The 26,301-nt window shown below is 66.1% G+C and carries 20 protein-coding genes; 10 read left to right on the top strand and 10 right to left on the bottom strand.

The features are described from left to right. The first annotated feature begins 12 nt into the window (after window positions 1-12). Both EOD43_RS04790 and EOD43_RS04785 read left to right on the top strand, forming a co-directional pair. Window positions 13-1,629 carry a GMC family oxidoreductase gene (locus EOD43_RS04790; RefSeq protein WP_127741574.1) on the top strand — a complete coding sequence of 539 codons (1,617 nt, stop codon included), beginning with the start codon at window positions 13-15 and terminating at the stop codon, window positions 1,627-1,629. Continuing rightward, complete coding sequence (locus tag EOD43_RS04785; RefSeq protein WP_127741572.1) at window positions 1,626-2,522, top strand: SMP-30/gluconolactonase/LRE family protein; 897 nt, start codon at window positions 1,626-1,628, stop codon at window positions 2,520-2,522. The genes EOD43_RS04790 and EOD43_RS04785 overlap by 4 nt, the downstream gene beginning before the upstream one ends. Here the strand turns inward: EOD43_RS04785 and EOD43_RS04780 are convergent. From EOD43_RS04780 to EOD43_RS04770, 3 genes are all read right to left on the bottom strand, one after another. Next, a complete protein-coding gene (locus EOD43_RS04780) occupies window positions 2,474-2,941 on the bottom strand; it encodes a VOC family protein (RefSeq protein ID WP_127741570.1) in 468 nt (155 codons plus the stop codon). The two genes, EOD43_RS04785 and EOD43_RS04780, sit on opposite strands and share 49 nt — an antisense overlap. A gap of 10 nt (window positions 2,942-2,951) precedes the next feature. Continuing rightward, window positions 2,952-4,271, bottom strand: coding sequence for an MFS transporter (locus tag EOD43_RS04775; RefSeq protein WP_164857095.1), 1,320 nt, complete (start codon window positions 4,269-4,271; stop codon window positions 2,952-2,954). A gap of 291 nt (window positions 4,272-4,562) precedes the next feature. Further along, window positions 4,563-5,711 carry an amidohydrolase family protein gene (locus EOD43_RS04770; protein WP_240653083.1) on the bottom strand — a complete coding sequence of 383 codons (1,149 nt, stop codon included), beginning with the start codon at window positions 5,709-5,711 and terminating at the stop codon, window positions 4,563-4,565. Window positions 5,712-5,863: 152 nt separating this feature from the next. On the opposite strand from EOD43_RS04770, the gene EOD43_RS04765 reads away from it, so the two are divergent. Next, window positions 5,864-6,715: an IclR family transcriptional regulator gene (locus tag EOD43_RS04765; protein ID WP_127741564.1), complete on the top strand. Its 852-nt coding sequence runs from the start codon at window positions 5,864-5,866 to the stop codon at window positions 6,713-6,715. Between the two features lie 37 nt (window positions 6,716-6,752). Here the strand turns inward: EOD43_RS04765 and EOD43_RS04760 are convergent, their stop codons facing one another. Beyond that, a complete protein-coding gene (locus tag EOD43_RS04760) occupies window positions 6,753-8,528 on the bottom strand; it encodes an acyclic terpene utilization AtuA family protein (RefSeq protein ID WP_240653082.1) in 1,776 nt (591 codons plus the stop codon). Between the two features lie 143 nt (window positions 8,529-8,671). On the opposite strand from EOD43_RS04760, the gene EOD43_RS04755 reads away from it, so the two are divergent. The 4 genes from EOD43_RS04755 to EOD43_RS04740 all read left to right on the top strand — a co-directional run bounded on the left by EOD43_RS04755 (window position 8,672) and on the right by EOD43_RS04740 (window position 11,811). Next, the gene (locus EOD43_RS04755; protein ID WP_127741560.1) at window positions 8,672-9,874 is read left to right on the top strand and encodes a sulfotransferase family protein; all 1,203 of its coding nucleotides are present in this window, start codon (window positions 8,672-8,674) and stop codon (window positions 9,872-9,874) included. Window positions 9,875-9,885: 11 nt separating this feature from the next. Further along, on the top strand, window positions 9,886-11,160 hold the full coding sequence (locus tag EOD43_RS04750) for a DUF1214 domain-containing protein (protein WP_127741558.1): 1,275 nt from the start codon (window positions 9,886-9,888) through the stop codon (window positions 11,158-11,160). A 122-nt stretch (window positions 11,161-11,282) separates the two neighbouring features. Continuing rightward, window positions 11,283-11,528 carry a type II toxin-antitoxin system ParD family antitoxin gene (locus tag EOD43_RS04745; protein ID WP_127741556.1) on the top strand — a complete coding sequence of 82 codons (246 nt, stop codon included), beginning with the start codon at window positions 11,283-11,285 and terminating at the stop codon, window positions 11,526-11,528. Then, window positions 11,521-11,811, top strand: coding sequence for a type II toxin-antitoxin system RelE/ParE family toxin (locus tag EOD43_RS04740; protein WP_127741554.1), 291 nt, complete (start codon window positions 11,521-11,523; stop codon window positions 11,809-11,811). Before EOD43_RS04745 ends, EOD43_RS04740 begins: the two co-directional genes overlap by 8 nt. Window positions 11,812-11,858: 47 nt before the next feature. Here the strand turns inward: EOD43_RS04740 and EOD43_RS04735 are convergent, their stop codons facing one another. Together EOD43_RS04735 and EOD43_RS04730 are read right to left on the bottom strand one after the other, a co-directional pair. After that, window positions 11,859-13,046: an alkaline phosphatase gene (locus EOD43_RS04735; protein WP_206363487.1), complete on the bottom strand. Its 1,188-nt coding sequence runs from the start codon at window positions 13,044-13,046 to the stop codon at window positions 11,859-11,861. A 595-nt stretch (window positions 13,047-13,641) separates the two neighbouring features. Continuing rightward, entirely contained in the window at window positions 13,642-14,925 is a 1,284-nt protein-coding gene (locus EOD43_RS04730; protein ID WP_127741552.1) for an MFS transporter, read from the bottom strand. 158 nt (window positions 14,926-15,083) lie between these two features. Between EOD43_RS04730 and EOD43_RS04725 the strand changes: the two genes are divergently transcribed. Beyond that, entirely contained in the window at window positions 15,084-17,246 is a 2,163-nt protein-coding gene (locus tag EOD43_RS04725) for a TonB-dependent siderophore receptor (protein WP_164857094.1), read from the top strand. Between the two features lie 67 nt (window positions 17,247-17,313). Next, window positions 17,314-18,090 (top strand): SirB1 family protein, encoded by a 777-nt coding sequence (locus EOD43_RS04720; protein ID WP_127741548.1) that lies wholly within the window; start codon window positions 17,314-17,316, stop codon window positions 18,088-18,090. Between the two features lie 313 nt (window positions 18,091-18,403). Here EOD43_RS04720 and EOD43_RS04715 read toward each other — a convergent pair whose 3' ends face one another. Continuing rightward, window positions 18,404-21,595 carry an autotransporter outer membrane beta-barrel domain-containing protein gene (locus EOD43_RS04715; protein ID WP_127741546.1) on the bottom strand — a complete coding sequence of 1,064 codons (3,192 nt, stop codon included), beginning with the start codon at window positions 21,593-21,595 and terminating at the stop codon, window positions 18,404-18,406. 444 nt (window positions 21,596-22,039) lie between these two features. On the opposite strand from EOD43_RS04715, the gene EOD43_RS04710 reads away from it, so the two are divergent. Beyond that, entirely contained in the window at window positions 22,040-22,381 is a 342-nt protein-coding gene (locus EOD43_RS04710) for a hypothetical protein (protein ID WP_127741544.1), read from the top strand. A gap of 96 nt (window positions 22,382-22,477) precedes the next feature. Here the strand turns inward: EOD43_RS04710 and EOD43_RS04705 are convergent, their stop codons facing one another. From EOD43_RS04705 to EOD43_RS04695, 3 genes are all read right to left on the bottom strand, one after another. After that, window positions 22,478-22,852: a DUF2147 domain-containing protein gene (locus tag EOD43_RS04705; protein WP_127741542.1), complete on the bottom strand. Its 375-nt coding sequence runs from the start codon at window positions 22,850-22,852 to the stop codon at window positions 22,478-22,480. A gap of 69 nt (window positions 22,853-22,921) precedes the next feature. Continuing rightward, a complete protein-coding gene (locus tag EOD43_RS04700; RefSeq protein ID WP_127741540.1) occupies window positions 22,922-25,342 on the bottom strand; it encodes a TonB-dependent receptor in 2,421 nt (806 codons plus the stop codon). Window positions 25,343-25,344: 2 nt separating this feature from the next. Continuing rightward, entirely contained in the window at window positions 25,345-26,286 is a 942-nt protein-coding gene (locus tag EOD43_RS04695; RefSeq protein ID WP_240653081.1) for a FecR family protein, read from the bottom strand. Window positions 26,287-26,301 lie beyond the last annotated feature (15 nt).

Genomic DNA, 26,301 nt, shown 5'->3' with positions numbered 1-26,301 from the left:
AGAGAGGCGGGGATGATGGCGCGCAACGACGCCGACAGCGATTATGTGGTGATCGGCGCCGGGAGCGCGGGCTGCGCGCTCGCCGCGCGATTGTCGGAGGATCCACACAACCGCGTCACCCTGCTCGATGCGGGCGTCGAGCAGCCGACCCGCTTTCGCGAGATACCGGGCGTCACCAAGCTGTTGATGGCGAACCCGCGCTTCGACTGGCTGTTCCGCGCCGAGCCCGATCCGTCGATCGATGGCCGCCAGTTGTTCTGGCACGCCGGCCGGATGGCGGGCGGGGGCAGCTCGATCAACGGCATGGTCTATATTCGCGGGCGGCGCGGCGATTATGACGACTGGGTCGATATGGGCGCGACCGGCTGGGGCTGGTCCGATGTCGAGCCCTTCTTCCGCCGGCTGGAGGGCTATACCGGCCCCGGCAACGGCGCGCTGGGGCAGATGGGGCCGCTCTCGGTCTCCCCAATGAAGAAGCCCCACCCGCTCGCCAAGGACGTAATCGCGGCGGGCGAGGCGCTCGGCTTTCCGCACCTGCCCGATCACAATGCCGCAGGCGATGGCGAAGGCGTCTATTATGCGCTCGGCAGCCAGGCCAACGGCATGCGCGTCAGTTCGGCGCGCGCCTACCTTATCCCCGCGCTCGGCCGCCCGAACCTTCGCTTCATCACGGGCGCGCGGGTCGATCGCGTCCTGTTCGACGGCAAGCGCGTGTCCGGCGTGCGCTACGTCAAGGACGGCCAGTCGCACGACATCGGTGTCACGCGCGAGGCGATCGTCAGCGCGGGCACGATGCAGTCGCCGCTCGTCCTGCTTCGCTCCGGCATCGGCCCCGCCGCGCAGCTTCGCGATCACGGCATCGACGTGCTCGCCGATCGCGAACAGGTCGGCGGCAATCTGCAGGAGCATATCGGCTTCGCAATCGCCAAGCATGTCGACGTGCCGACCTACAATAGCGAGATGAACGTGCGGCACGGCATCAAGCACGTGATCGACTTCGTCCTGCGCCGCGCCGGGCCATTGGCTGCGCCTTCGGTGCAGGTGATGGGCTGGCTCAAGAGCGATCCCGGGCTCGCCCGGCCCGATCTGCACATGAGCTGGCTGCCCTTCGCGATGGACCTGACGAAGATGCCGCCGGTGATGCACGCCAAGCCCGCCGTCGGCCTCGGCGCGGTCGTCGCGCGGCCTCATTCGCGCGGCCGCATCTCGCTGCGCGACGCATCGGTCGAAAGCGCGCCGAAGATCGACTTCCAAATGATGGGCGACGAACGCGACGTGAAGGCGCTGATCGGTGCGGTCCGCCTGTCCGAACGCTTTTACCAAACCGAACCGCTGGCGAGCCACGTCGTCAGCGACGCCCCGCCCTTCCGATCAAACATGACCGATGCCGAGATCGTCGACGCGCTGAAAGCCGTGTGCCGCACCGGCCTCCACGCGGTCGGAAGCTGCCGGATGGGCAGCGACGACGATGCCGTGGTCGATACGCAACTGCGCGTGCGCGGGGTCGATGGCCTGCGCGTCGCCGACGCATCGATCATGCCGCGCCAGATCAGCGCGAACACCAACGCGACCGCGATCATGATAGGCGAACGCGCGGCAGACTTCATTCTTGATAGACAGAATCTATGAAAATCCTCGCCGAAGGGCTCGCCTTTCCCGAAGGCCCGGTCGTGATGCCCGACGAATCGGTCGTCGTAGTCGAGTTGCGCGCCGGCACCGTCCGCCGCATCTGGGGCGAAGGCAGGTCGGAGGTGATCGCCACCCCCGGCGGCGGCCCGAACGGCGCGCAGATCGGCCCCGACGGTGCGCTCTATGTCGCCAACAATGGCGGGATCGACTGGACGCGCGGCCTCAGCGCCCCCGATACCGGCCGGATCGAGCGCGTCGACCCGGCGACCGGCAAGATCGAACGCCTGTGCGACCATGCCGATGGCCGTCCCTTACGCGCGCCCAACGATCTCGTCTTCGATGCGGCGGGCGGGCTGTGGTTCACCGACATGGGCAAGACGATCGACGGCGCGGTCGAAACCAGCGCAGTCTGCTATCTGCGCCCCGACGGCACCTGCGTCGCGGGGTATCGCGGCGGCATATCGTATAACGGCATCGGCCTCTCGCCCGACGAACGCTTCGTCTATGTCGCCGAAACCCAGTCGGCGCGGCTGTGGCGCTTCGCGGTCGAGGCGCCCGGCGTCCTCGGCAAACCCGAATGGGTCGCGACCGCGCCCGGCGACACGCGCTTCGACAGCCTCGCCGTCACCGCATCGGGCAATATCTGCGTCGGCACGCTCAAGACCGGGGGGATCACCACGATCGGCCCCGATGGCGGCACCGCATTCACCCCGATCGACGATCTCTACGTCACCAATATCGCGTTCGGGGGCGCGGACATGCGCACCGCCTTCATCACGCTGGCCGCGTCCGGCAAGCTCATCGCAATGGACTGGCCCGAACCCGGCCTGCCGTTATACTTCGGCTACACCACATCCTCGACCACCAGCAGCACGCGCCCGTCGGGATCGTAGATCGCCATCTCATAATAGACGCGGCCTTGCGGGTCGCTCAGCCTTTTAGGCGCGCGGTTGAAGCCGCAATCCGCCGCCTGCGCCTTGGCGATCACCGCGTCGAGATCGGGGACGTACAGCACCAGATAGGCCGATCCCGCCAGCGGCGCCTCGCGCATCGTCGGCCCCTGCGGCAGCGCCCGCCCCTTCACCGCGCTGACCCCGAGTTCGGTGTCGCCCCGCGGCGCGCGCAGCAGCAGCACCTCGATCACGTCTTCGGTCTCGAGATACCACGCGCCCGACATTTCGGGCCGCAACGTTGACCGCGCGACCAATTCGAACCCGAACAGATCGGCGTAGAATGCCGCGAGTCGATCGGCATCGCCCGTCCACAGGCTCATCCGCGCCAGCGTCGGCCGCAGCCCGGCGACCGCGCTCATGCCCGGCAGATCAGGCGGCACGCGGCGCCAGCATCGCGCGCAAGGGCTTGAGCGCGAACAGATAGAGGAAGGCGGTCAGCGACAGCGCCACGACGGCGCAGATCATCAGCGACAGCCCCACCTGATCCGGCCCGCCCAATTTCTCGCTCAACGCCGCGACCACCATCGGCCCGCCGCCAGCGCCCACGATCCCGTTCATCATCAGCACCACCGCCGCCGATTTGCCGCGCAGATCGTGCGGCAGGACAAGCTGCAGCGTCACCGTCGGCAGGCTGAGATAGCCCGACGCCGCGAAGAAGAAGATGCCGATCATCACGAACGAGACATAAGGCGACGCCACCACGAACGCCCCGATCGCGAAGGGCAGCGACAGCAGCAGCGATCCGATCAGATAGCGCAGATGCGCGTCGCTCCGCCCCGAACGGAACCAGCGATCGGTGACGAGGCCGTGGATCGGCAGCGCCAGCACCGGCCCGGTCGAAATGGCGAGGCCCAGCCACCCGCCCAGCTCCGCCGGGGTCAGCCCGTGGACGCGCTGATAGAAGGAAGGCAGCCACGCATAGAAACCGAAGATCAAAGCGACGAGCGGCATGATCGCGATATGGTGCGACAGGATGAAGCGGCGATTGGCCCAGACGAAGCGGCCATAATCGGCGAAATTGGCGGCCGGTTGCCCCGTCGCCGCGCGTCCCCGGCGCGGATCCTTCACGAGGAAGACCATGAGCGCCAGCAGCAGGCCGGGCACACCCGCGACGATGAAGATCAGCTGCCACCCCTTCATCTCGCCCAGCAGCGGCACGCCGAACGCCGCCGCCGGCACGATCAGCGCGGTCAGCAGCCCGCCCAGCGCCAGCGACGCGCCCGCCCCCACCTTCGACGACATCGCGAAGATTGACATCGCGAAGCCCAGCTTGTGGCGCGGGAACATGTCCGGCAGCAGCGAATAGGTGCCCGGTACGATCGTCGCCTCGCCCCCGCCCACGGTCGCCCGCGCCGCGAAGAAGGTCCAGAAGCTGCGCGCGAACCCGCACGCCACCGTCCCGATCGACCACAATGTCACGCCGAACCAGATCACCTTGGGCCGGCTATACCGATCCATCGCCCAGCCCAGCGGCAGCGCGCCCAGCGCGTAGAACAGCGCATAGGCCATGCCCATCAGCGTCCCCGCCTCGACCTCACTGATCCCCAGATCGGCCTTGATCTCGGGCACCAGCAGCGACAGCAGGTTGCGATCGAGCATCGACACGATCGACAGCGTGAACAGGATCGCGACGGCGCTCCACGCCGCGACCGGCGACGGATAGGTCTGTTCGTCTGTCGCGCTCGCCATGCATCCCCCGATCATCCGGCCGCTCGTGCGGCTCTCGGGCCTAGGGGTTCACGTTCGCAGGGGTGAGGTCAAGCGGATGGACCGCGCGCTTCCGCGAAAATGCGCGCGACCGATGTGCGTGGATTCCCAAATCGTCTCCCCTCCCTGCCCAGGGAGGGGTTGGGGGTGGGTCAGAAAAGGTCGGGGGTCGATCCCCCGGCCTTTTCTATTTGCGAGCGGCAGAGAGTCTTTTGGCGCGCAGACGCGCGCACCCACCCCCTTGCCCCTCCCTAGGCAGGGAGGGGAGGAAAGTTACGCCCCCAACCCGAAAAACCGCATCGCATTGTCGTGGACGATCGGGCGATACTCCGCCTCGGTCAGCCCGCCGAACTGCTTGGCCATCACCGCCAGCGAGTCCGGCCACGTCGTTTCCGAATGCGGATAGTCGGTCGACCACATGATATTCTTCCCGCCGGGCAAATGGCGGTTCAGCACGCCGACGGGATCGCGGATGAACGATCCATAGACGTTCTGGTCCATGTAGAAGCTCGGCCGTTCCTTCAGCTCCAGCTGCAGCCAGTGGCGCTGGTTGTCGTAGATATCGTCCATATATTTGGCCATCCACGACATCCAGCCGACCCCGCTCTCGATCGATCCGAAACGCAGCGTCGGGAAGCGATCGAACACGCCGCCGAAGATCATGATCGAGATCGGCTCGGCCATGCACAGTTTCGACATGACGAGGTTGGGCAGGAAGCGCGTCATCTGCGGCCGCGCGACGCGGGCGCCCAGATGGATCGTGATCGCCATGTCGTGATCGACGCATGCCTGCCAGAAACGGTCGAACTCCGGATTGTCATATTGCAGATCGCCGTCCGGATCGCCCGACAACGCCAGCACCTGCGCCGCGAAACCGCCGCCAGCGGTGCCCTTCTTCGATTGCGGGAAGGCGGGGATGTTGACCGCCTTCAGCCCGCGCTTCGCCGCATCCTTGAGCATAGCGATCGACTGGTCGATATCCTGCATCGGCAGGTATGCGACGCCGACGAGCCGCTTCGCATCATAAGCGCAGAAGTCCGCCAGCCAGCGATTATAGGCGTCGAAGCTGGCGATATAGAGATCGTTGTCGAGCGCACCGAGCGGCCCGCCGCCGAACAACACCGCGCGGCCCACGCCGTCCTTCTGCATGTCCTGCAGCCGCGCCGCCGGTTCCCAACTGCCCGCCTGAATATCGCTCTTGCGGCCGACCGGCTTGAACTCGCGGCCTTGCGCGACCGTGGACGACATCAGGTTCAGCGGCTTACGGCTGCCTTCGAACACCACCCAGTCATGCGCCTCGCCGGCCGCCCCTTCCTCGATCTTCGGCCCGCGATCCTTGAAGGCGGCGGGCAGATAATCGTCCCAGAAGGTCGGCGGCGGATTCACATGCGCATCGGCGTCGATCAGTTCCAGCCCGGCCACTTGCTCTCTCCCAAAAGCTCGATTTCGTGCCCGATCCTTGCTGCGCGCCGGACCGGCTGTCAATGATTCCATAATTTCTTTTCGAAATATCGAGAACATTATCTGCCGGAGCCAGTGGCGCTTGTCCCTTACGCTTGCTACGCCCGGCGCATATGGCCAAATCCGCACCCGCCCCGCACATGTCGCCGCCCGTCGCGCGGGCCGTAGCGGTCCTCAATTTCCTCGCCAGCCACCCCGAACAGGCTTTCACGCTGACGGAAATCGCCAAGTCGCTGAAAATCAGCAGCGCGACCTGCCACAACCTGCTGATCTCGCTGAGCGAGGCCGAGTTCGTCTATCGCACGATGGGCAAGACCTATGTTCTCGGCCCCGCGCTCGCGCGGATGGCGCAGGCGTCGCTCGCCCCCGCTTTGGTGATGCAGGTCGCGCGGCCGGAGATGCGACTGCTCGCCGACGAATTCGACGTGGTCTGTTCGGCCTATCAATTGGTCGACGGCGAAAGCGTGATCCGCGAGCGCGCGGCGGCGCTGTCGCACGTCAACTGGAATGCGCGCTACCTGCTCAACACGCCGACGCGCGCGCCCTTGGGCGGCATCTATTTCGCGTGGCAGCAGGACGAACTCGACCGCTGGATCGCCGAAGCGAACCCGCCGCTCGACGCCGCAGAGCGCGATCGGCTGCTGTCCTCGCTCGGCTTCCTGCGCGCGAACGGCTACACCTTCGGCGTGCGCACGGTGCCGCTGGATGACGAAGCGGTCGCCCACGCACTCCAGAACCGCCCCGAAATGACCGACTATGCGCAGACCGAAGTGGTGCCCGGCGACAGTTACAACCTCGCTTATGTCACCGCGCCCGTCTTCGGCGCGCCGGGCAAAGTCGCCTTCGGCCTAAGCCTCGCCGGCTTCGTCAAACCGATCGCGGGCGACGCGGTGATCGCGATGGGCGAGAAACTGCGCGCGGCCTGCGACCGGATCGGCGGCTTCATCGCGGGACGGGCGCTCTAACCTCTTATCCTCCCCCTGGCGGGGGAGGATCTGGAAGTTAGGCCAATTCCGCCGGCACCTTGATCGGCATTTCGAGCAACTGCTGCGCCATACCCTTCGCCGCGCTATCGACCTTGGGAGAGACGAGGATGCCGCCGTCCATCGAGTCATGGACGACGAAGTTGATCGCGTTGAAGCCCGGCACGTCGAACATCGTCACGCGCGGCTTGACGCCCTCGGGGTAGAGATGCCCGAACCACTGGCCGACGCTCTCCGGCGTCAGCGCTGCCCGGATATACGGCAGATACGCATCCTTGCGCGCGATCGCGGCGACGTTGAAGAGGTTGCCCTTGTCGCCGCTGCGGCCCCAGGCGAGCTTGATCAGCGGCACCTCCGCCCAGCCCGCGCCGGTCGCCACCGGCTCGGGCCGCGTCGGCCGCGCGATCGTCGCGGGATCGAACGGATGCGCTTCGGCCTTGGGCATCACGATCGTCTTGCCCGCAACCGTCACCTTCACATCGACATTTGCCTTGGGCACCAGGAACAGGAACAGCTTCGACAGCGGCACCAAAGTCCGCCCGCTCGTCGCGGTCGCACCCGGCGCCATCGCGGAGGTCGTGGCGCTCGCCTCACGCAGGAACAGTTCGACCGGCGCCTGTTCGGCATGGTCGACAGAGGCGCGCATCATCACCTCGCGCGCGCCGCTGTTGCCCGCCGGGCCATAGGCGAATTCCGATCCGATCATGTCGACATCGGCGCGATCGAACTCGGCGATGTTGCGCCCGCGCAGGATCTTGCGCCCGCGCTCGACCAGCGCCTCGCCCATCCGCTTGGCCTTGGCGGCGGCGTCCATGCCGATGATAACCTGGCTGTAGGTGCCGCGATATCCGATCGGATAGCTCGCCACGCCCTTATAGCTGTCGGTCGCCGGATAGCCGCGCGCGCCCGACACCTTCACCTTGTCCTTGCCCGCCTGCTCCAGCTTCACGTCGGAAAAGTCGCAGACCACGTCGGCGACGATATACGCCTGCGGATCGCTCACCTCGTAAAGCAGCTGCTCGGCGACCGTGCCCACCGACACCAGACCGCCCGTCCCCTCGGGCTTGGTGATGATGCACGAACCATCCTCGGACACGTCGGCCAGCGGATAGCCGATGTCGACCCAATCGGGCACGTCCTCCCAATCGGTGAACGTCCCGCCCGTCACCTGGCATCCGCATTCGAGCAGGTGGCCGACGAGCGTTCCCGCCGAAATCTTGTCCCACTCATCGGCCTTCCAGCCGAATTCGTGGATCAGCGGGCCGAGGCCCAGCGCGCTGTCCGCGCAGCGTCCCGTCACCACGATATCCGCCCCGGCATCGAGCGCGGCGGCGATCGGGAAGGCGCCCAGATAGGCGTTGATGCTGTCGACCTTCTCGGGGAAGCCCGCGCCGGAGAACATCTCCTTGATGCCGCGCATTTCCTCGCCACGGCCGGTCAGATTGTCGCCCTCGACATAGGCGACCTTCAGGTCGACCCCACGCTCCTTGAGCAATTTCTCGACAAAGGCCGCGCACCCCTTCGGGTTCATGCCGCCCGCATTGGCGATCAGCTTCACCTTCTTGGCGACGATGTCGTTCAGGTTATTGGCGATGTGGACGGTCGCGAAATCGCGCATGTAGCCGCCGTCGGGATCGACCGCGAGGCTGCGCGCCATCATCCCGATCGTGCCTTCGGACATGAAGTCGAACATCAGATAATTCGGCGCCGGATCCGCCGCCAGCAACTGCGCGACCGACAAGGTGCTGTCCGAGAAAAAGGCGGAAGCGCCGCCGATCCGTACCGTCTTGCTCATATCCCTCTCCATGCTTTGCCATCATGGTTGCCGGATCGCGCGAGGGCTGACAACTTCCGGAATGGCGTATCCGGAACGCCGTAACTTGCGCCCAGTGCATCACAGCCGCATCCCTCGCCACCAACGATAAGGGAGAGAGGTGGATGGTCACGCTGGTCCTGCAGGCGCGCGCGCCCGATGCGGAATTGCTCGCGCATCTCAAGGACGGATGGCCCCCGGTCGATGCGCTGCTGGCCACCGCATCCGAACGTACCGGGCTCGACGATTTCGGCGACCCCGCCTTCACCGCCGGCCTCGCCCGCCTGCTCCAGAGCCTCGACGAGGATGCGCAGCTTGACGAGCCGTCGCGCATCGGCGTGCTCGACGTCCTCGTCCGCCGCTTGGTCAGCCGCCTGCGCGTCCAGGCGTGGCACAAGGATCATCCCGGCGCCGCCGACATCAAAGATCCGATCATGATCACCGGCCTGCCCCGCACCGGCACGACCGCGCTCGCCAACATGATGTCGCTCGATCCGCAGTTCCGCAGCCTGCCGCCGTGGGAGCAGATCGATCCCTGGTACACCGAATTTGCCGGCGACAAGGACAACGACCCCCGCCGCATCGCCACGATCGAGCGCCAGACCAGCTTCGTCGCCGCCAATCCCGATCAGATGGCGATGCACCTGTACGAAATCGACGCGACCGAGGAGGATCACGACATCATCGGCCTCGGCTTCCTCGCGCAGCACAATACGCTGCCGGTCGGCGGCTATCGCACCTGGTGGCGCTATGCCGATGCGCGCCCGGCTTACGCCTTCCACAAGAAGGCGCTCCAGATCCTGCAGGCGCATCACACGCCGCGCCCCTGGCTGCTCAAGGCGCCGCACTACAAATTCCACATGCCCGATATCGCGGATGTGTACCCGGACGTCCGCTACGTCTTCACGCACCGCGATCCGGTGAAGACTTTGCCGTCCTACATCAGCTTCGTGACCCACTTCTATCCGCCGGGCACGGTCGATCGGATCGGCATGCCGACCATCGCGAACGAGATCTACACCCACCTGCTCGACGGGATGCGCAACGCCATGAAGGCGCGCGATACGCTGGGCGACGCCCGCTTCGTCGACATCAGCCAGAACGCGCTCAACCGCGATCCGATCGCCGCGCTCGAAGCCACATACGATGGCCTCAAGCTCCCCTTCACCGACAGCTACGCCGATGCGGTCCGCGCTTATTCGAACACCAACGCCACCGGCGCGCACGGTTCGCACAAATATACGCCCGAGCAGTTCGGCCTGACGCCCGAACGCATCCGCGCCGACTTCGCCTTCTACACCGATCGCTTCGGCGACCTGCTGGCCTGAGGAGAAACCCGATGACCGAGACGATCCTCGCCACCCCCGGCCAGCGCGAACGCGAAGCCCTGGCGATCAAGCTCCTCGCCAGCCAGCCCATGCAGGACGCGCTCGCCCGCGTGCGAAAGCTCTACGCCGACCACGATCTCGGCAAGACCGCGGCGGGCAAGGCGTCGATCGAGCGCGCCTCGTCGCATTTCGCGATGACCGCGGCTTTGTTCGCGACGATCGAGGATTCGGACAATCCGATCCTCCTCTGGTCGACCTGCGCCGAGCATCAGTGGATGGGCCTCGACGTGCCCGGATCGGGTTACGGCCTCGACAATCCCGACAATATCTACCGCATGGCGCAGGTCGACGGCGGCGTCCGCTACGAGATCAAGGGCCAGATCGTCGGCAAGGCGCCGCAGCAGCACACCCTCGTCCTGTTCCGCTCCATCCCCGGCATCACCCAGGCGATGAACGAAAAGGGCACGATGGCCGAACTGTCGGGCACCAGCAGCGACACGCTGGAGATCGCCGCCGACGGCAGCTTCACGATCACGATCGACAGCACGCCTGCGAACGGCCGTCCCAACCACATCACCACCCCGGCCGACATGAAGGGGCTCCACCTGCTCGGCCGCGATTCGATGTCCGACTGGTCGACAGAGCGCCCCGTCCGCCTCGATATCCGCCGCCTCGATCCGCCCTCGGGTCCGGGCCTGCCCGACGAGGCCGCGCTGGCGAAACGCGCGGCGGACATGCTCGACATGATCACGCCCTACTGGCTCGCCTGGGTCGTCAGCCATGTCTATGCCCGCCCGGTCAACGAAGTGCCGCAGCCGTGGCTGCGCGTCACCGGCTGGGGCTGCACCCAGCAGGGCAATTTCAAGCTGGGCAAGGACGAGGCGTGGGTCATCACCCTCGACGCGATCGGCGCACGCTACTTCAACTTCCAGCTGTGCGATCCGTGGGCGGTCGCGCGCAACTACGTCACCAAGCAATCGAGCCTCACCGGCCACCAGGCCGATCGCAACGCCGACGGCACCTACACCTTCATCGTCTCCGCACAGGATCCCGGCGTCCACAACTGGCTGGATACGGACGGCATCGACGCCGGCACATACCAATGCCGCTGGCAGGGTTTGCCGAAAGGCACGACCTCCTCAGACGGCACGGTTGTCAGCACCAAGGTCGTCAAACTGGCGGATTTGAAGTCGGTTCTACCCCCCGAAACCCGCTTCCTCACCCACCACGAACGCAAGGCCCAACTCGCGCAGCGCGCAAAGGACTATGCAAACCGGGTGGCCTGACCCCGCCTCCACACCAACGTCACCCCGGGCTTGACCCGGGGTCCAGCTACTTCTTCGGTAGACTTCATCGATCACGCTTAGTGTGATATATTACACCAATAGTATGATCATTGGAGGTTGCGGTGGCGACCGTGCGCAAGACAATCACCCTCACTGAGCAGCAGGATGCGTGGATCTCCGCGCAGATCGACGCCGGCCATTATACCAATGACAGCGAAGCCATCCGCGACCTCATCCGCCGCGCGCAGGAACGCAACTTCGAGATCGAAAGCATCCGCCAGGCGCTGATCGAGGGCGAACAAAGCGGCGAACCCGAACGCTTCGACTTCGCAGCCTTCAAGCGACGCAAAACCGCCCAGCATGGCTGAATATCGCCTCAGCCCAAGGGCGCAGCGCGATCTTGAGGAAATGTTCGATTACACGGTAGCCGAATGGGGTCTGGCGCAGGCGATCCGATACACCGACCTCATCGAAGCCGCCTGTTCGAACCTCGCCGAAGCACCCCGATTGGCGCAAGGCTGCGACCATATCCGGCCCGGCTATCGGCGGCGCTCTGTTGAGCAGCACGTCATCTATTTTCGCCCGACAAGCTATGGGATCGCTATTATCCGCATCCTGCACCAACGCATGGATGCTGGACGACATTTGTAGTCCCCACAAACATCGCCCCAAATGTGGCCCCGGCAGACCACCCCGACTCACTTGGCTGAGGCCGCATCCGCCTTCCAGCCCCAGGCCTGCATCATCACATCGAACAAGTGGGTGTTCGGGAAATAGCCACGAACACGCTCGGCGCCCGCGCCGATCGCCAATGCGGGGACTTCCTCGCCGGTATGCGTATCGTTGACCATGACATTCTTGAGCCTGACGATGCCGCCTTCCTTGTCCTTCGGCGCCGTCTTCCAGGCATCGTAGCCCGCCAGAACATCTTCGCCACGGCGACCACCATCGACCTGCAGACCGAAGCTGTGGTCGGCCGTGAAGACGAGCAGGGTGTCATTCAGGTCGACGCGCTTCTCGACTTCGGCGATCAGCTTGTCGAAATCGACGACGTTCTGCAGGCCTTCGCGCGGATCGTCGGTATGCGCATCCCATTCGACCACCAGCAGATAGCCCTTGGGGCCCTTCTGCAGAATATCGAGCGCCTTGAACGTGGCTGCGCGAACATCCATCGTGTCGCTCACGACGATCGGCCGCTTCGCGGACGCCGGCACATCGGCCAATGCCCCATAGATCGGGCGACCATGCGTCCGGCTGAGCTGATCGAAGCTGGTCCCGGCCGTCGCCATCTGCTCGCCGATCTTCTGGCGGCCCGCGCCGAACATGACGTCAACGCCGTCGCCGAAACGGGGTGAAAAGGCCTGGGGGAAGATTTCGCCCCATTTGCCGCGATCGTTGGAATGGGAGTAGGTCGCGGCCGGGGTGGCATCGGCAATCGACTGGGTCGTGATCACGCCCGTCAGCAGGCCGTGCTCCTCCGCATATTCCAGCACCGTCTTGGCGGGCGTGCCGTCCTTCTTCCCGCGCACGCCGTCCGGCCCCTGACTGATCACGCCATTGTGGGTCTTCACGCCGGTTACGATCGCACTCATGCCGTTGGCCGAATCCGAAACGAAGGCGTCGACCGGCGACGTCTCGCTCAGCCCAAGATGCGGCCATTTCTGGACGTTCAGCCGAAGCGGCTCGCCATAGCCGAGCAGGCTCGCCGCATTGATCACCGGGACGCCACCGGCATCGGCCAGGAACAGGATGACGTTCTTCGCCTTCTGTCCGGCCTTGATCTGGCCCCCGGCCCCGATCCTCCCGTCGGCCTGCTGGGCTTGGCCCGCCGCAGGCAAAGCGGACGAGGCGGCCAGAATGGCGACGGACAGAAACAGAGTGCGCAAGATCAGACTCCGGGTCAGGGCTTGATAGGACAGCCGCGCTCGTACCCAGTTTATTGGTCTGTTTTGTGATCGCCCCGGTGCGCGCCTAACCCCGCCCCACAGCAGCGCGCCCGCCAGCACTTGATCCGACCGCGTACCCGCGATTGGTCAGTTAACGATCCGGTTGCGCAATATTCGGACCGGTTCATAGGTAGGTTATGGTTCGCTCCCGTCTTCTACTCGCTTTATCGGCGCTCTTTGGAACGAGCGGCACTCTGCCTGCTTCGCAAGCTACACCGACAAAGATCGTTATCAGCTTTCCAGACGTCCCAAAACCGCCAAGGACGCTGGCCAACGGAGCCAGACTGATTGGTGCGGGGAGACATCCTTTCAGCGGCCGCGATCACGTCGATGAGTTCAGCGAGGCAATGCTGTCGTGCGGGATACGGAAATTCCGTTGGGACGACTTCCGTATGTCCCACGGCCAGCAACTGACATTGGAATCAAGCGCGCCTCGCGCGACCATTTCCTGTATAAAGTCGAAAGTGTCCGACGATTTCTATGTACTGATCGGCGCGGAGAGCCAGAATTGAACGGTGCATCGGTATAAGGCCGCCTAATCCCGCCCCACCGACCGCGCTGCGCACAGCGCCGACAGCACCAGCGCCGGCACCGCCGTCACCGCAATCGCGCTCAGCAGCGCGCCTTCCAGCACCTGATCCGACAGTGCCCCCGCGATCAGCGGGCCGATCGCGCAGAAGACCGAGACGACGAAGCTCCAGATCGCGAAGCTGCGCGCGCGCAGCGACGCAGGCGTCAGATCCTGCAGCATCGTCGGCACCAATGCGTTGGCCGTGCAGGTGAGGAACAGGAAGGCCGCGACCCAGATCAGCGCGCGATCGACGTCGCCCGCCACCGCCAACAGGATCGCGCAGGGGATCGCCCCCACTGCGCCCGCCCCCATGATCATCGGCCGCGCCGCAAAGCCGAAGCGCCGTCGCAGCACGCGATCGAGCCAGCCCGCGACCGGCAGGCAGCCGATGCTCGTCACCAACGTGACGATGCCTAGCGCATGCCCGATCACCCCCATGTCCGCGCCGAAGCGCCGCTGGAGCGCCAGCGCGATCAGCGGGTTGAGCGCCTGCACCGCGATCATCAGGCTGCCTGCCACGCCCACGAACAGCCCCACCGCCTGCCAGCGTTCGCGCAGGAACAGCGCGAGCGATCCGCCCGTCTCGACATCGGCCGCGACGATGTGGCGCGGCGGATCGACCGTCAGCAGACCCAGCAGGAACAGCGGCACCCCGCCCGCCGACAGCAGCAGCATCGCCTTGCGCCACGGCTCTACGCTCAAGGGGATCGTCGCCACGGCGGCATCGACGATCGCCCCGCCATAATAGAAGCCCGCGCTCGCCCCCGCCGCCATCAGCGCCGCGAAGGTCAGATTGGCAGCGACGCGATGTCGTTCGGGGGCGAGATCGGGGATCATCGAATAGACGATCGGGATCATTGCGAACTCGGTCACGCCCGATGCCGCACGCCCGACGAAGAACAGGGGAAAGTCCGGCGCGATCGCACTCACGATCATCAGCGCGGTCCACGCGACGATCAGGCCGAGCAGGACGAGCTTGCGCGAAAAACGATCCGCCAGCCGCGCCACCGGCACCGCCAGCGCCGCGCCCACCAGAACCCCGGCCAGCCCCTGCAACGCGCCGATCGTCGCGTCGCTCACCCCGAAACTCGTCTGGATCGGGCCGAGCAATATCGCCTGCAGCCCCCGGTCGCTCATCTGCACGCCCGCGGTCACACCCAGGAAGGCGACGGTGAACAGAGCGGGCAAGGTCCACGCCTTGATCGACGCCCCGCTTGCCCCCTCCGGTGCCGCACTCACGATCGCCATTCACTCGCCCCCTGCACGCTCATGCAAAAATGCCACACTCACCACCAAGCTTACGCAAACCTTTTCCAGCTATTGCAACTTATTCGCATTTGCCGCAATGCGCGCTTTATCGCGGCACCGCAACGATCGTTTCGCGGCGATTTTTAAGAGGGTATCCCATGTCCGACATTCGTTTCGCTTCGCTGCTTCTCGCCGGGGCCGCTGCCCTCCTGCCCGTGATGGCGCAGGCGCAGACCGACGTGAGCGAGCCCGCGGTCGAGGACAACAAGACCTTCGAAACCGTGCAGCAGGATGATGGCGCGATCATCGTCACCGCCCGCCGCTTCGTCCCATCGGGCGCGATCAGCGCGAGCAAGACGACCGTGCCGCTGATCGAAACGCCGCAGTCCGTCTCGGTCATCTCGCGCGACCAGATCGATCTTCTGAACTTCATCGATGTGCAGCAGGCCGTCCGCTACACCGCCGGCGCGGTGGGCGAGAATTACGGCCCCGATCTGCGCTTCGATTTCCTGCGCCAGCGCGGCTTCATCCCGACGCAATATATCGACGGCCTGCAGGCGCCGGTCAGCTCGACCATCGATAATGTCGGCGCGGAGCTGTACGGTTTCGAGGCGATCGACATCCTGCGCGGCCCCGCCAGCGTCCTGTACGGCACCACCCCGCCGGGCGGCATCTACAACCTCACCAGCCGCCGCCCCTCGTCGCGCACCGACGGCGAAATCCAGGTGAAATACGGCACCGACGATTACAAGCAGATCGCCGGCACGATGACGGGCGCGCTCACCAACGGCATCAGCGCGCGCATCACCGGCCTCTATCGCGATCGCGACAGCCAGACCGATTATGTCACCGCAAAGCGCACCTATATCGCGCCCGCGCTCACCTGGGACATCGGCCCGGACACGAAGATCACCGGCCTCGGCTTCTACCAGCATGACAAGGTGCGCGGCGACACCAACGGCTTCCTGCCCGCCAACGGCGTGCTGTTCGACAATCCGATCGGCAAGGTCCGCCGCAGCATCAACCTGGGCGAACCCGACTACAACTTCTACCGCCGCAAGCAGTGGAGCGCGGGTTACGAGTTCACGCACCGCTTCGGCAGCGCCGTGACCTTCACGCAGAATGCCAGCTGGCGCGATTATGAGGAATATCAGCAGGTCGTCTATCCGACCGGCCTCGGCGCGAACAACCGCACCGTCACCCGCGCCAACTTCCCGTCGGCGGAAAACAGCAAGCAGTTCGCGATCGACAACCGCTTCGACGCCAAGTTCGCGACCGGCACGATCGAGCATCGCCTGCTCGCCGGCTTCGACTATCGCAACTATCGCAACGACGCGGCCTTCGCCTTCGGCGGCGCGACCAGCATCGATCTGTTCAACCCGGTGTACAGCACCACGCCGATCGCCCCGCTGGCGCTGGGCGCGCCCTATCTCGACGTCCGTCTGAAGCAGAGCGGCCTGTACGCGCAGGATCAGATCAAGATGGGCGGCTTCATCCTGTCGCTCGCCGGCCGTCAGGACTGGATCGAGCGCACGAGCTACGCCTTCCCGCCCATCACCAAGCTGAAGGATGACAAGTTCACCTGGCGCGTCGGCGGCACCTACGTCACCGAAGCCGGCATCGCGCCTTATGTCAGCTACGCCACCTCGTTCCAGCCGATCGTCGGCGCGCAGGTTGACGGCACCCTGTTCAAGCCGACCGAGGGCAAGCAGTGGGAAGCGGGCGTGAAATATGACGCGCGCGGCCTGGGTGACGACATCAAGATGTTCGCGACCGCTGCGGTCTTCCGCATCGAACAGCAGAATGTGGTGACGCTCGATCCGCGCGCGGGCACCGGCGGCATCCCCGCCACCGCGCAGGTCCAGACCGGCGAGGTGAAGTCGGAGGGCGTCGAGCTCGAACTCGTCACCCGCATCCGGCAGCAGCTGAGCATCAACGCCTCCTACACCTATACCGATGCCAAGGTGTCGAAGGCGAACGAGGTCGATCAGCGCGGCGCCCGCCTGCCCGCGACGCCGAAGCACAAGGCGACCCTGTTCGTCGATTACACCAAGGCGACCGGCCCGCTCGCCGGCCTCGGCCTCGGCGGCGGCGTGCGCTATCTCAGCTCCAGCTGGGGCAACCAGTCGGTCAGCAACCCGCTGATCAGCCCGTCGACGACTTTGTTCGACGCGGCGATCCACTATGACATCCCCGGCTGGCGCTTCGCGATCAACGGCAGCAATATCTTCGACAAGCGTTATGCCGGCCGCTGCACCCCGCAGGGCTGCTTCTTCGGCCAGAGCCGCCAGGTGATCGGCACCGTTACGAAGAAGTTCTGATCGCTTCAGGAGGGACCGGTGGGGGCATGCGGTTGCGCGTCGCCCCCACCGCGACCATGTTGAGGCGATGAACGAAAGCATCACCTGGCTCGGGCTGGTCGACGATGAGGAGATCCGGCTCGACAATGCCGCGCTCGAACTCAGCGCGCTCGATCATCCCGGCCTCGAACTCTTCCCCTATCAGCAATTGCTCGACGAGATGGAGCAGAGGCTCCTGGTCGTCGGCGGATCGGCCGTCATCGTCGGCGAACAGCGCGCCGCGCTGGCGCAGGTGATCGCCGACGAATTCGGCTTTGCGGGCGATCGCGACAGTTACGACGCGCCCGTCAATGCGGACATGATCCGCGTGCTCGATCGGCGGCGCGGCCTGCCGGTCAGCCTCTCGATCCTCTACGTCGCGCTCGCCCGCGCGATGGATTGGCAGGCCGAACCGCTCAACACACCCGGCCACGTCCTCGTCCGCCTGACCACGCCCGAGGCGACCCTGCTGGTCGATCCCTTTTCGGGCGGTGCGGCGGTGGGCGACGAAAAGCTCGCAGCTTTGATGGAGGCGGGCGATGGCGGCGCGGAGCCGATGAGCAATCGCGGCACATTGGTCCGCCTGCTCCTCAACCAGGCGTCGCGCGCCGAACGCGGCGGCGATATCGCGCGCGCCGCCACGCTCTACGAACGCATGACCATCTTCGCGCCCGAAGACGGCATGGGCTGGTGGGAACTCGCCCGCCTCCGCCTGATCGCCGACGACACCGCCGGCGCCAAGCAAAGCCTGAGCGCGATGCTGGAAGTGACGCGAGAGCCGACGCGGCGGCGGCAGATCCTGGCGGCGCTCGAGGCGATTGCCTGAAAATCCCCCCTCCCTGCAAGGGAGGGGAAGGGGGTGGGTGGCGCAGCCGAGGGCTCGAAGCCCGAAGGCGTAGCTTTACGAGACGAGCGAGATTGCTCGCTACGCTCGCAACCCACCCCTAGCGTTAGGGCCGAAATGTCCCCCGGACATTTCTAAACCATGCCGGGGGCATGGTTTACCCTAACGCTCCCCTCCCTTACAGGGAGGGGAGGCAATAAGTCGGAGGGCGGGCGTTCGGCCTGGGGTCGCGGTTGGCCGAGGGGGGCTGCCCGCCCTCCACCCCTCCGGGGTCGGGAGGGGAACTGGTTAAAAGTTAAAAGCCGACCACCAGGCTCGCGCGCAGCGACAGCGCCACGCGCCCCTGCTGCTGCTCGGCCCCGGCCTCGCTGCCGATCCGGAAGTCGCCATTGCCGCCGATCGCGCGGACCTTGCCGACCCAGCCGCTCGTTCGCTCCTCGGGCGTCAGGGTGAAGCTCTGCCCGCCCGCGAAGCTCGCCGTCGTCTTGCCCAGCGATCCGCCGACCAGTTCGCGCCGACCGCCTTCGACTTCGAAGCGGAACCAGCCCGAATCCCGGTCCCATCCGCCAAAGTCGAAGCCCGCCGCGACCGTGCCCGTCACCGCCAGTTCGTCGCTGGTCCGCCCCGCGACGATCAGGTTGAAAGCATCGCCGCCATTGCGTTCGGCATAGCCCTTCTCCTTCAGCCGGTAATAATCGACCGCCGCGACCGGACGCAGGCTGAAGCTGCCCATCTGGAAGGTGGTGTTCACCCCGCCCGAAGCCGAAACGAGCTGGCCGCTCCAGTCGCCCCGCGCGCGCCTCGCCACCGCCTCGTTACCGATCAGCCCGTCGAAGCGGCGCTTGCCCTTGAAATCGACATGGCCCCACGAACCGCGCGCCCAGCCGGTGATCGGCCCGAACGTGCCGCGCCAGTAGCCTGCCACTTCATATTGCCCGGCGTCGACCTTGTTGTCGGTCCCGCCATCGGCATTCTGGCCGTAGAGATAGGCGAGCGAGAGGCCGAAATTGCCGACCGTCCCGGTCTTGATCTCGCCACCGGCGATCAGGCCCCAGCCGGTGATGTCATAGGCCGCCGTGTCGTCGAGGCTCTTGGACGTGCCCCAGCCGACCTGCTGGATGAACCAGCCCCAATTGCCCTCATCCTTGAACGGCGAGTTCGGATCCTGCAGGAAGCCCGCGGTCGCGCGCGACCCCATCGTCACCGTTTCGAAGCTGCCGCCCGCATGATCGGGCAACATCTGGCGCAGCTGCTTGCGGAAGCGGGTGCCGTCGGTCGTGTCGAGGAACACGCCCGCCACCTTCGCATCCTTGCCCAGCGCGGTGTAGATCGCGTTGTACGCGCTCGCCTGCGATCGGTTGAGGCCGAGTTCGGTCGTGCTCTTGCGCGCGATATCCACCGCCAGTTCGTTGGGCGTGGTCGTCACGATGCTGCTCTTGAACATGAAGGGCAGCACGGTGTCGCTGGTCGCGAGCGCCGCCGCCCCCGTCACCGATCCGGCGCGCAGGAAGGTGTATCGGCCTTCCGCATTGGCGATCCCGTCGATCCGCACCGCCACCTTGGCGCCCTGCGCAAAGCTCGCATTGCCCGCGACCTGATAGAGCGTGCTGGTGCGCGACGCGGTGTCGATCGTGACGCCCAAAGTGCCCGCGGCACCCACCGACAGCGACGCGATCGACGCGGTCGATTTGCCCGCATCCAGCCGCCCGCCATTGATCGTCACCGCAAGGCCCGATGCATTGGTGAGGCCGCCGGTGTAGCGCGCGGTGCCGTTCAGGACCAACGTGTCGCTGCCGCCGCCGAAATCGATGCTGCCGTTGAACGCGGTCGTGCCCGACATCGACACGATGTCGTTGCCCCCGCCGAAGCTGACCGCGCCGTCATAGGTCGCGTCGCCCGACATCGTCAGCTGGTTCGCCCCCGCGCCGAAGCGGGTCGTGCCCTTCACCGAACCGTCGGCGATGTCGAGCACGTCGCTGCCGCTGCCGAACAATATATCGCCGGTGATCGACGGCGCGGCCACGCCCGTCGCCACCACCGTCTGGCCGATCCGCGCCCCGGTCGTGTTCGCCGACAGGTCGATCGCGACATTGGTCGTCCCGCCGCTGGCCGAAATCGCGCCGCTATTGTCGATCAGGTCGAGTTCGCCCGAAAGATCGCGGATCGCATAGGCCGTGCCTGCCGACGTCGCGGTCGCCTTGATCGATCCGCTGTTGGCGATGTTGAACGTCGCCGAACCGGCTTCGAGCTGGATCGCGGTGGCGTTCAGGCCCGCGGCCGAAACCGCCCCCGCCACGCGCACCTGCGCCACCGTCGCGCCCGTGCCGATGCGGATGCCCGTCGCCGTCGCACCGTTGGAGGTCGCGTCGACCTTGCCGTTCACGGTCATGCCGCCGGCGATAGTCACCGCACCACCAAGCCCGCCGATCTGCACGCCGGTGCCGTTGACGCCGGCATAAAGCCCCGCGCCCAGCACCGCGCCGTCGATCACCAGCCCGTGGCCGCTGCCCGTGCCCGCGACCGGGCCGATCGTGACCGCGCGGTTGGCAGCACCAATCTGCACCGCCGGCGCCGCGCCATAGGAGGTGACGGCGGCCGTCCCCTCCTTGCTGTCCTCGATCCCGTCCTTGTCCTCGTCATTGTCGGTGGTGCTGTTGTCCTTGGGCGGCACCGCCAGGATCACGCCGCCCAGCACGTCACCCTGGATCGCCAGCGCCGGCCCGCCCTGCAGCAGGTCGTCCGCGTCCAGCTTGCTCGTGTCGGCGGGCACCGTCGTCGTGCGATAGCCCGTCGACGTCAGCGCCCCCTGCACCACCAGCGCACCCGCCAGATCGCCCTCGATCGAAACCGCGCGGGCGCCCTGCCCCTGTGCGGTGATCGTGCCCGCAATCCGCACCGGCCCGCTGATCGCGCCGGTCCGCACGCCGACGGTGCGATCGCCCGTCACCGCGATCGTGCCGTCGGTGGTCAGCTTGCCGCTCAGGGCCCCGCGCAGATCGATGCCTTGCGAGTCATTGCCCTCGACCGTGATCGCGCCATTGTTGATCACGTCGCCGGTGAACGCGCCTGCGGTGCGGATGCCCGCCCGCCCGCTGCCCGCCGCGAACGGCCCGTCGATATCGCCGTCATTGTCGGCGTCGGTCGGCGCATAGGTTTCGTCGATGATGATCTTGCCGGTGGTCGAATTGGTGATCGTGCCCGCCGCGCCGGCGGCCGCGCCGATGCCCACCGAACCATCGGCATTGGTAATCTGGATGGTGCCCTCGTTGGTCGCCTTGTTGGCGCTGTCGATCAGCAGCGCGGTGCCTGCGGTCGGGTTCAGATTGCCCGCGCTGGTCACGCGAACATCGTCGGCGGCGCCCGCCTTGATCGTCGAAGTGCGCACCGGATCGGTGCGCTTGGCATCGACCAAAGTCTCGGCGCGGCCCACCATCGGCATCATCGCGGCGATCGAGACAAGGCAGGTCGAAGTCAGCAATTTACGCATGTCGGACAGGGTCCCTTTCCGTGGCCGGGGGTCTTCCCCCTCGTTCACCGATCAGGACGGAGCGACGCGGACGCAGCCTTGGACCCTTCCGAAACTTTTTCGCGCGGGCTTGACAATGTTCTTCTTTTGTTCTATTGGGAGTTGATGTGCTGAAGGGGGAGCAGGACATGGGCTTTTATGCCACCACCGTCATTGCGAGGAGCCGCAGGCGACGCGGCAATCCACTCCGCAGTTCGAATGGATTGCTTCGCTCCGCTCGCAATGACGAGGTTGAAAATGGAAGCCCTCCCCTGCCGTCACCCCGGACTTGATCCGGGGTCCCGCTTCTTCTTTTTTCACCTTCAGGTTAGGGGTCGAACCAAGTTTACGAATGGCATTCCTGAAATAGGGTAACCGTCGTTTTACCAGAACTCTCGCGTCACCAATTTTTGCACGGCTCGAACTATGGAAAAAATGATCCTCACCCTTGTGAGCATCGCATCCGCCATTCCTGCAATCTTCTTCTTTATCCTTATCGGAATGTCGGATCCGAGAGGATGGAACTGCGAGAATAATGGCCTGATAATTTTGGCTGCGACCGTTTTTGCGGCCATAGTCATCTCGGCTTCGATCGCTGCTTGGCTGAAAATATCCCCTCATTATTCACCAGCCAAACTGAGCATGCTTTTGCTGCCGTGGCTGATCTTCGTCGTACCAGTGCTGCTCATTATATTTGCCGGACCTCAATGTGATTTGGCGTCGATCCGAAAAGAGGCGAAAGCTGACAACGGCAGAATGGCGAACTGAGCGATTAGAGGATACCGCCCCCACGCCTTGCAATGTCGAAAATCGCAAAGGCCACAAAAGCCACAACCATTGTGGCCTTCGCCTTTCACACAAGCATCACGCCCCCGGCGTCCACACCATATCCTTGCAGAACATCGCGACGCAGCCCGACACGCTCAGCGTCTTGTCCGGATTGACCTTCACCTTCGCCTTGTAGCTTTTGCCGTTGCCCGGATTGTGGATCTTGCCCGTCCACATCCCGCCCGAATCCACCAGTTCGGACAGCAGCAGCGCGCCGGGATACGAAGGTTCGCCGGGCTTGGTCTTGAGCACCTTCACGATCTTGCCGCACTGCGCCGCACCGCATTTGGCGATGGTGACGATGTTCTTGCCCCCGTCGGTGATCCAGTTGCCCGCGATCGGCGCGGCCGCCTGCGCGGGGGCGGCGAGCAAAAGCAAAGAGGCGGCGATCAGCAGTTTGGGCGTCGACATGGTGGCTCTCCCGATTCTCTTGTCGGAAAAGTGTCGCGCGATTTTATGATCCAGTGAAGATCAAATCTTTCAGAAGGCGCGATCGATCCCCAGCCGGATCGTGCGGGGCCTGAGCGGCGTGATCTGCCGCCCGCCGCCCGCCGCGAAGGGGGTGCCGAGTGCGAAGCGATTCCCGATCTCGTCGGTCAGGTTGGTGAGGCCCAGCGTCACGCCCCACTCCGCCGTCCCCAGCCGCGCGGTCAGCGCGCTATCGATATAGTCGCCCTGTTCCTCGCCCAGCACCGGGCCGATGCCCAGCCGCGACTTGCCGACATAGCGCAGCCACCCGCCGACGCGCAGGTCCATCACGTCGCCGACGGGCACGCTATAGTCGACGCCGATCCGGCCGGAGAGCCGCGCGACATTGGGGATCTGCCGCATCCCCGCCGCCGCGCGCACCGCGACCGCATTGGTGACGACCCCGCTCGAAATCGTCCCGAGCGCCGCAAAGTTCAGGCTGTTGACGATCGACAATGTGAAGGAGGGCGAAGGATTGGTGACGCGACTGTTGTTGTAGGCCGCCGATGCTTCGATCAGCAGGCGCGGCACCGGCTTCCAGCCCGCCGCCGCGCTGATCGACCAGATGCGCCCGTCGCCGATATTGGCGGTCGATGGCAGGCCGGAACTGTCGACATAGTCGGCCTGGATATCGTTCCAGCGCGTGTGCGCGACGCTGATGCTCAGGTCGAACGGGTCGCGGCCATGTTCGCCATAGCGCAGCCCCGCCTCCATCGTGCGCACCCGATCGCTGTCGAAACGGCGCACGATCGGCCCTTCGATCGCAAGGCCGCCGGGGCGGAATCCCTGCTGGTAGCGGGCGAACAGCAGCAGGCCGGGCATCACCGCGCCCGATATGGATGCGGAGGGGAGGAAGCGGTTCTCGCGGCGGCTCGCCACCACCCCCGCCCGCGCCAGCGCGGTCGCGAACAGCGGCGATACGTCCGCGCCGTCGCCCGACAGCCGCGCATGGGTGTAGCGCGCGCCGGCCGTCAGCGTCAGGCCGTTGAGCGGCGCGGCGCTCACCTCGCCATAGCCGGTCAGTTCGCTGATCCGGTTGACCACGCCGGTCGACGGCGGCGGCGTACCGACGGGGCCGAGCGCGCGGGCCAGATAGGTGCGGTTGCGTGTGTAGCTGATCCCCGCGACCCAGCCGACGCCGTCCGCCATCGGCCGCCACAGCCGGTTCTCGCTGGCGAACATGCGGGTGCGGTTGCGCTGCAGGAAGATGCGGTCCGGCCCGCCGGTCGCGGTCGCGTCATAACGTTCGGCCAGCCGCTGGCGGACATAGCCGGTCGACGACAGGAAGGAGAGGTCGTCCCACGTCTTGCCGACCACCAGCTGCCCCAGCAGATAGTCTGCATCGAAGCCGCCATCGGTGCGGCTGGCGCGGGTCAGCGGGGGATCGCCGCGATCGGCATATTGGCTGTCGCGGCCGTCCGTATCCTGAAAGACGCCGCCAAGATCGATCGTCCAGCCGTCGCCCGGCGCCACCCGAAGGGTCGCGCGGCCGCCGCCGATATTGGTGCGGTTCACGTCCTTCCGGTCGCGCCAGACATCGTCGATATAGCCGCCCTCGCGCACGCCATAGCCGGTGACGCGCAGGCCCACCTTCTCGTTGACCGGCAGGTTGATCGTCCCGCCGATATCGCCGCCCGGATCGCCATGCTGGATCACGGACAGGCCGCCCGAAATGCTGCCCGACGGCCGGGTGAGATCGGGCGTGTTCGCCACGATCCGGATGATCCCGCCCAGCGATCCGGCGCCGTAGAGCGTGCCCTGCGGCCCTTCCAGCACCTCAACCGCGCGGATGTCGTAGAGGCGCAGGTCGGGATCGGGGGCGTTATAGGTCAGGCGCAGATCGCCCAGATACTGGCCGACGGTCGCCTGCGTCGGGCCGGTGAAGCTGCTGTCGGCGATGCCCCGGATGAACAGCTTGTTGCGCCCTGCGCCGAGATGGGTCGACGACAGGCTGGCCATCCGCGCGAGGATCGATTCCATCCCCTGCTCGCCACCGAACATCAGGTCGCGCCCGTCGAGCAGGCTGACCGATCCGGCAAAGTCGCGCAGCCGCGTGTCGCGCTTGCTGGCGCTCACGACGATGTCGTCGGGCGCGGGCGGGAGTTCGGCGATGCGGATCGTCGATGCGCGGCGGGGCGCAGCCTTGGGCGCCAGCGACACCCGCCAGCTGCGCGCGTCGACCCGGCGGACCTTCGCGCCGGTTCCGGCCAGCATCCGGCGCAGCGCGGCGCCCGCGCTCATATCACCGCGGACGGCGGGCACCGATCGCAGCCACAGCGCCTGATCGTCGACCGCGACGTTGACGCTCGCCTGCCGCGCCATCGCGCCCACGGCGTCGCGCAGGCTTCCCGCAGGCAGGTCGAACCGTTCCGCCGCCGCCGGTGCGGCGACGGTCAGCGCGATCCCCGACAGGATGACCCCGACCCGCTTCATCGTCAGCGTGCAGCCAGCTCCCATCCCTTCGGCGTGCGATGGACGGCGACGCCCAGGATCGGCCCGAGCGCGGCGATGTCCTCGCTCGCACCCAGCGACAGAACGCCGCGGAACGGCCGACCCGCGACGTCGGGCGCGGCCGACACGCGCTCGCCGGTGAAGCGGCTCAGTTGCGCCGCAACCTCGGCCATCGTCTGCCCGTCCGAAATCAGGCGCCCGTCGCGCCATGCCGCGACATCGCCGGGCACGACCGACCCCACCGTCGCCCGATCGCCCTCGATCCGGATCGACTTGCCGGCATCGAGCCGCACCGCATCGCTGTCCGGATTGTACATCACCGCGCCTTCGGACACCTGGACCTGCGTCACGCCATGCCCGCGCACGACGTTGAACGCGGTGCCGACGTCGAGCAGTTCGTCCCCGCCCACCGACACGCGGAACGGGTTCTTCTCGTCATGCTTGATCTCGAACAGCACCTCGCCGCGATCGAGCGTCGCCATGCGCGGATCGCCGCTGTCGAGGCGGACGACCGTATCGCCGTTCAGGATCATGCGGCTGCCATCGGCCAGCGGCACGGTCTTGCGTTCGCCGGGCGCGGTCGCGACCGAAATGTCGCCGCCCTTGTGATCGAGCATGTTCGTGCCGACCAGCGCCGCGATCGAAGCCGCCAGCGCCCCGCCCAGCCACAGGCGGCGGGTGGTACGGCGGCCGTGGCGCAGGCGCGCGGCCTCCCCGATGCTCGGCACGATGACCGAAGGCGCGAGCGTCGGCGCGGCTTCGGCCGGCAGCATCTCGCCCAGATCCTCTTCGGCGACGGCCAGCGCATGATAGGCTTCGGCACGCGCGGGATCGCCGGCCATCCACTCGCCGAACGCCTCCCAATCCTCGAAACCGGGATCGCGCAAGCGGATCACCCAGTTCAGCGCCTCGTCTTCGATCGTCATTCCATGCCTCCGAAT

It is taken from the genome of Sphingomonas crocodyli (genome assembly GCF_004005865.1).
GTDB classification, from domain to species: Bacteria; Pseudomonadota; Alphaproteobacteria; order Sphingomonadales; family Sphingomonadaceae; genus Rhizorhabdus; species Rhizorhabdus crocodyli.
The sequence above is the reverse complement of the archived record's forward strand: the minus strand, read 5'-3'. Positions and strand labels throughout refer to the sequence as shown.

Bases quoted from the DNA above. Each gene is read 5' to 3' on its own strand.
- EOD43_RS04790 (WP_127741574.1), top strand. From the start codon at position 13: ATGATGGCGCGCAACGACGCCGACAGCGATTATGTGGTGATCGGCGCC.
- EOD43_RS04785 (WP_127741572.1), top strand. From the start codon at position 1,626: ATGAAAATCCTCGCCGAAGGGCTCGCCTTTCCCGAAGGCCCGGTCGTG.
- EOD43_RS04780 (WP_127741570.1), bottom strand. From the start codon at position 2,941: ATGAGCGCGGTCGCCGGGCTGCGGCCGACGCTGGCGCGGATGAGCCTG.
- EOD43_RS04775 (WP_164857095.1), bottom strand. From the start codon at position 4,271: ATGGCGAGCGCGACAGACGAACAGACCTATCCGTCGCCGGTCGCGGCG.
- EOD43_RS04765 (WP_127741564.1), top strand. From the start codon at position 5,864: ATGGCCAAATCCGCACCCGCCCCGCACATGTCGCCGCCCGTCGCGCGG.
- EOD43_RS04760 (WP_240653082.1), bottom strand. From the start codon at position 8,528: ATGAGCAAGACGGTACGGATCGGCGGCGCTTCCGCCTTTTTCTCGGAC.
- EOD43_RS04755 (WP_127741560.1), top strand. From the start codon at position 8,672: ATGGTCACGCTGGTCCTGCAGGCGCGCGCGCCCGATGCGGAATTGCTC.
- EOD43_RS04750 (WP_127741558.1), top strand. From the start codon at position 9,886: ATGACCGAGACGATCCTCGCCACCCCCGGCCAGCGCGAACGCGAAGCC.
- EOD43_RS04740 (WP_127741554.1), top strand. From the start codon at position 11,521: ATGGCTGAATATCGCCTCAGCCCAAGGGCGCAGCGCGATCTTGAGGAA.
- EOD43_RS04730 (WP_127741552.1), bottom strand. From the start codon at position 14,925: ATGGCGATCGTGAGTGCGGCACCGGAGGGGGCAAGCGGGGCGTCGATC.
- EOD43_RS04725 (WP_164857094.1), top strand. From the start codon at position 15,084: ATGTCCGACATTCGTTTCGCTTCGCTGCTTCTCGCCGGGGCCGCTGCC.
- EOD43_RS04720 (WP_127741548.1), top strand. From the start codon at position 17,314: ATGAACGAAAGCATCACCTGGCTCGGGCTGGTCGACGATGAGGAGATC.
- EOD43_RS04715 (WP_127741546.1), bottom strand. From the start codon at position 21,595: ATGCGTAAATTGCTGACTTCGACCTGCCTTGTCTCGATCGCCGCGATG.
- EOD43_RS04710 (WP_127741544.1), top strand. From the start codon at position 22,040: ATGGAAAAAATGATCCTCACCCTTGTGAGCATCGCATCCGCCATTCCT.
- EOD43_RS04705 (WP_127741542.1), bottom strand. From the start codon at position 22,852: ATGTCGACGCCCAAACTGCTGATCGCCGCCTCTTTGCTTTTGCTCGCC.
- EOD43_RS04700 (WP_127741540.1), bottom strand. From the start codon at position 25,342: ATGAAGCGGGTCGGGGTCATCCTGTCGGGGATCGCGCTGACCGTCGCC.
- EOD43_RS04695 (WP_240653081.1), bottom strand. From the start codon at position 26,286: ATGACGATCGAAGACGAGGCGCTGAACTGGGTGATCCGCTTGCGCGAT.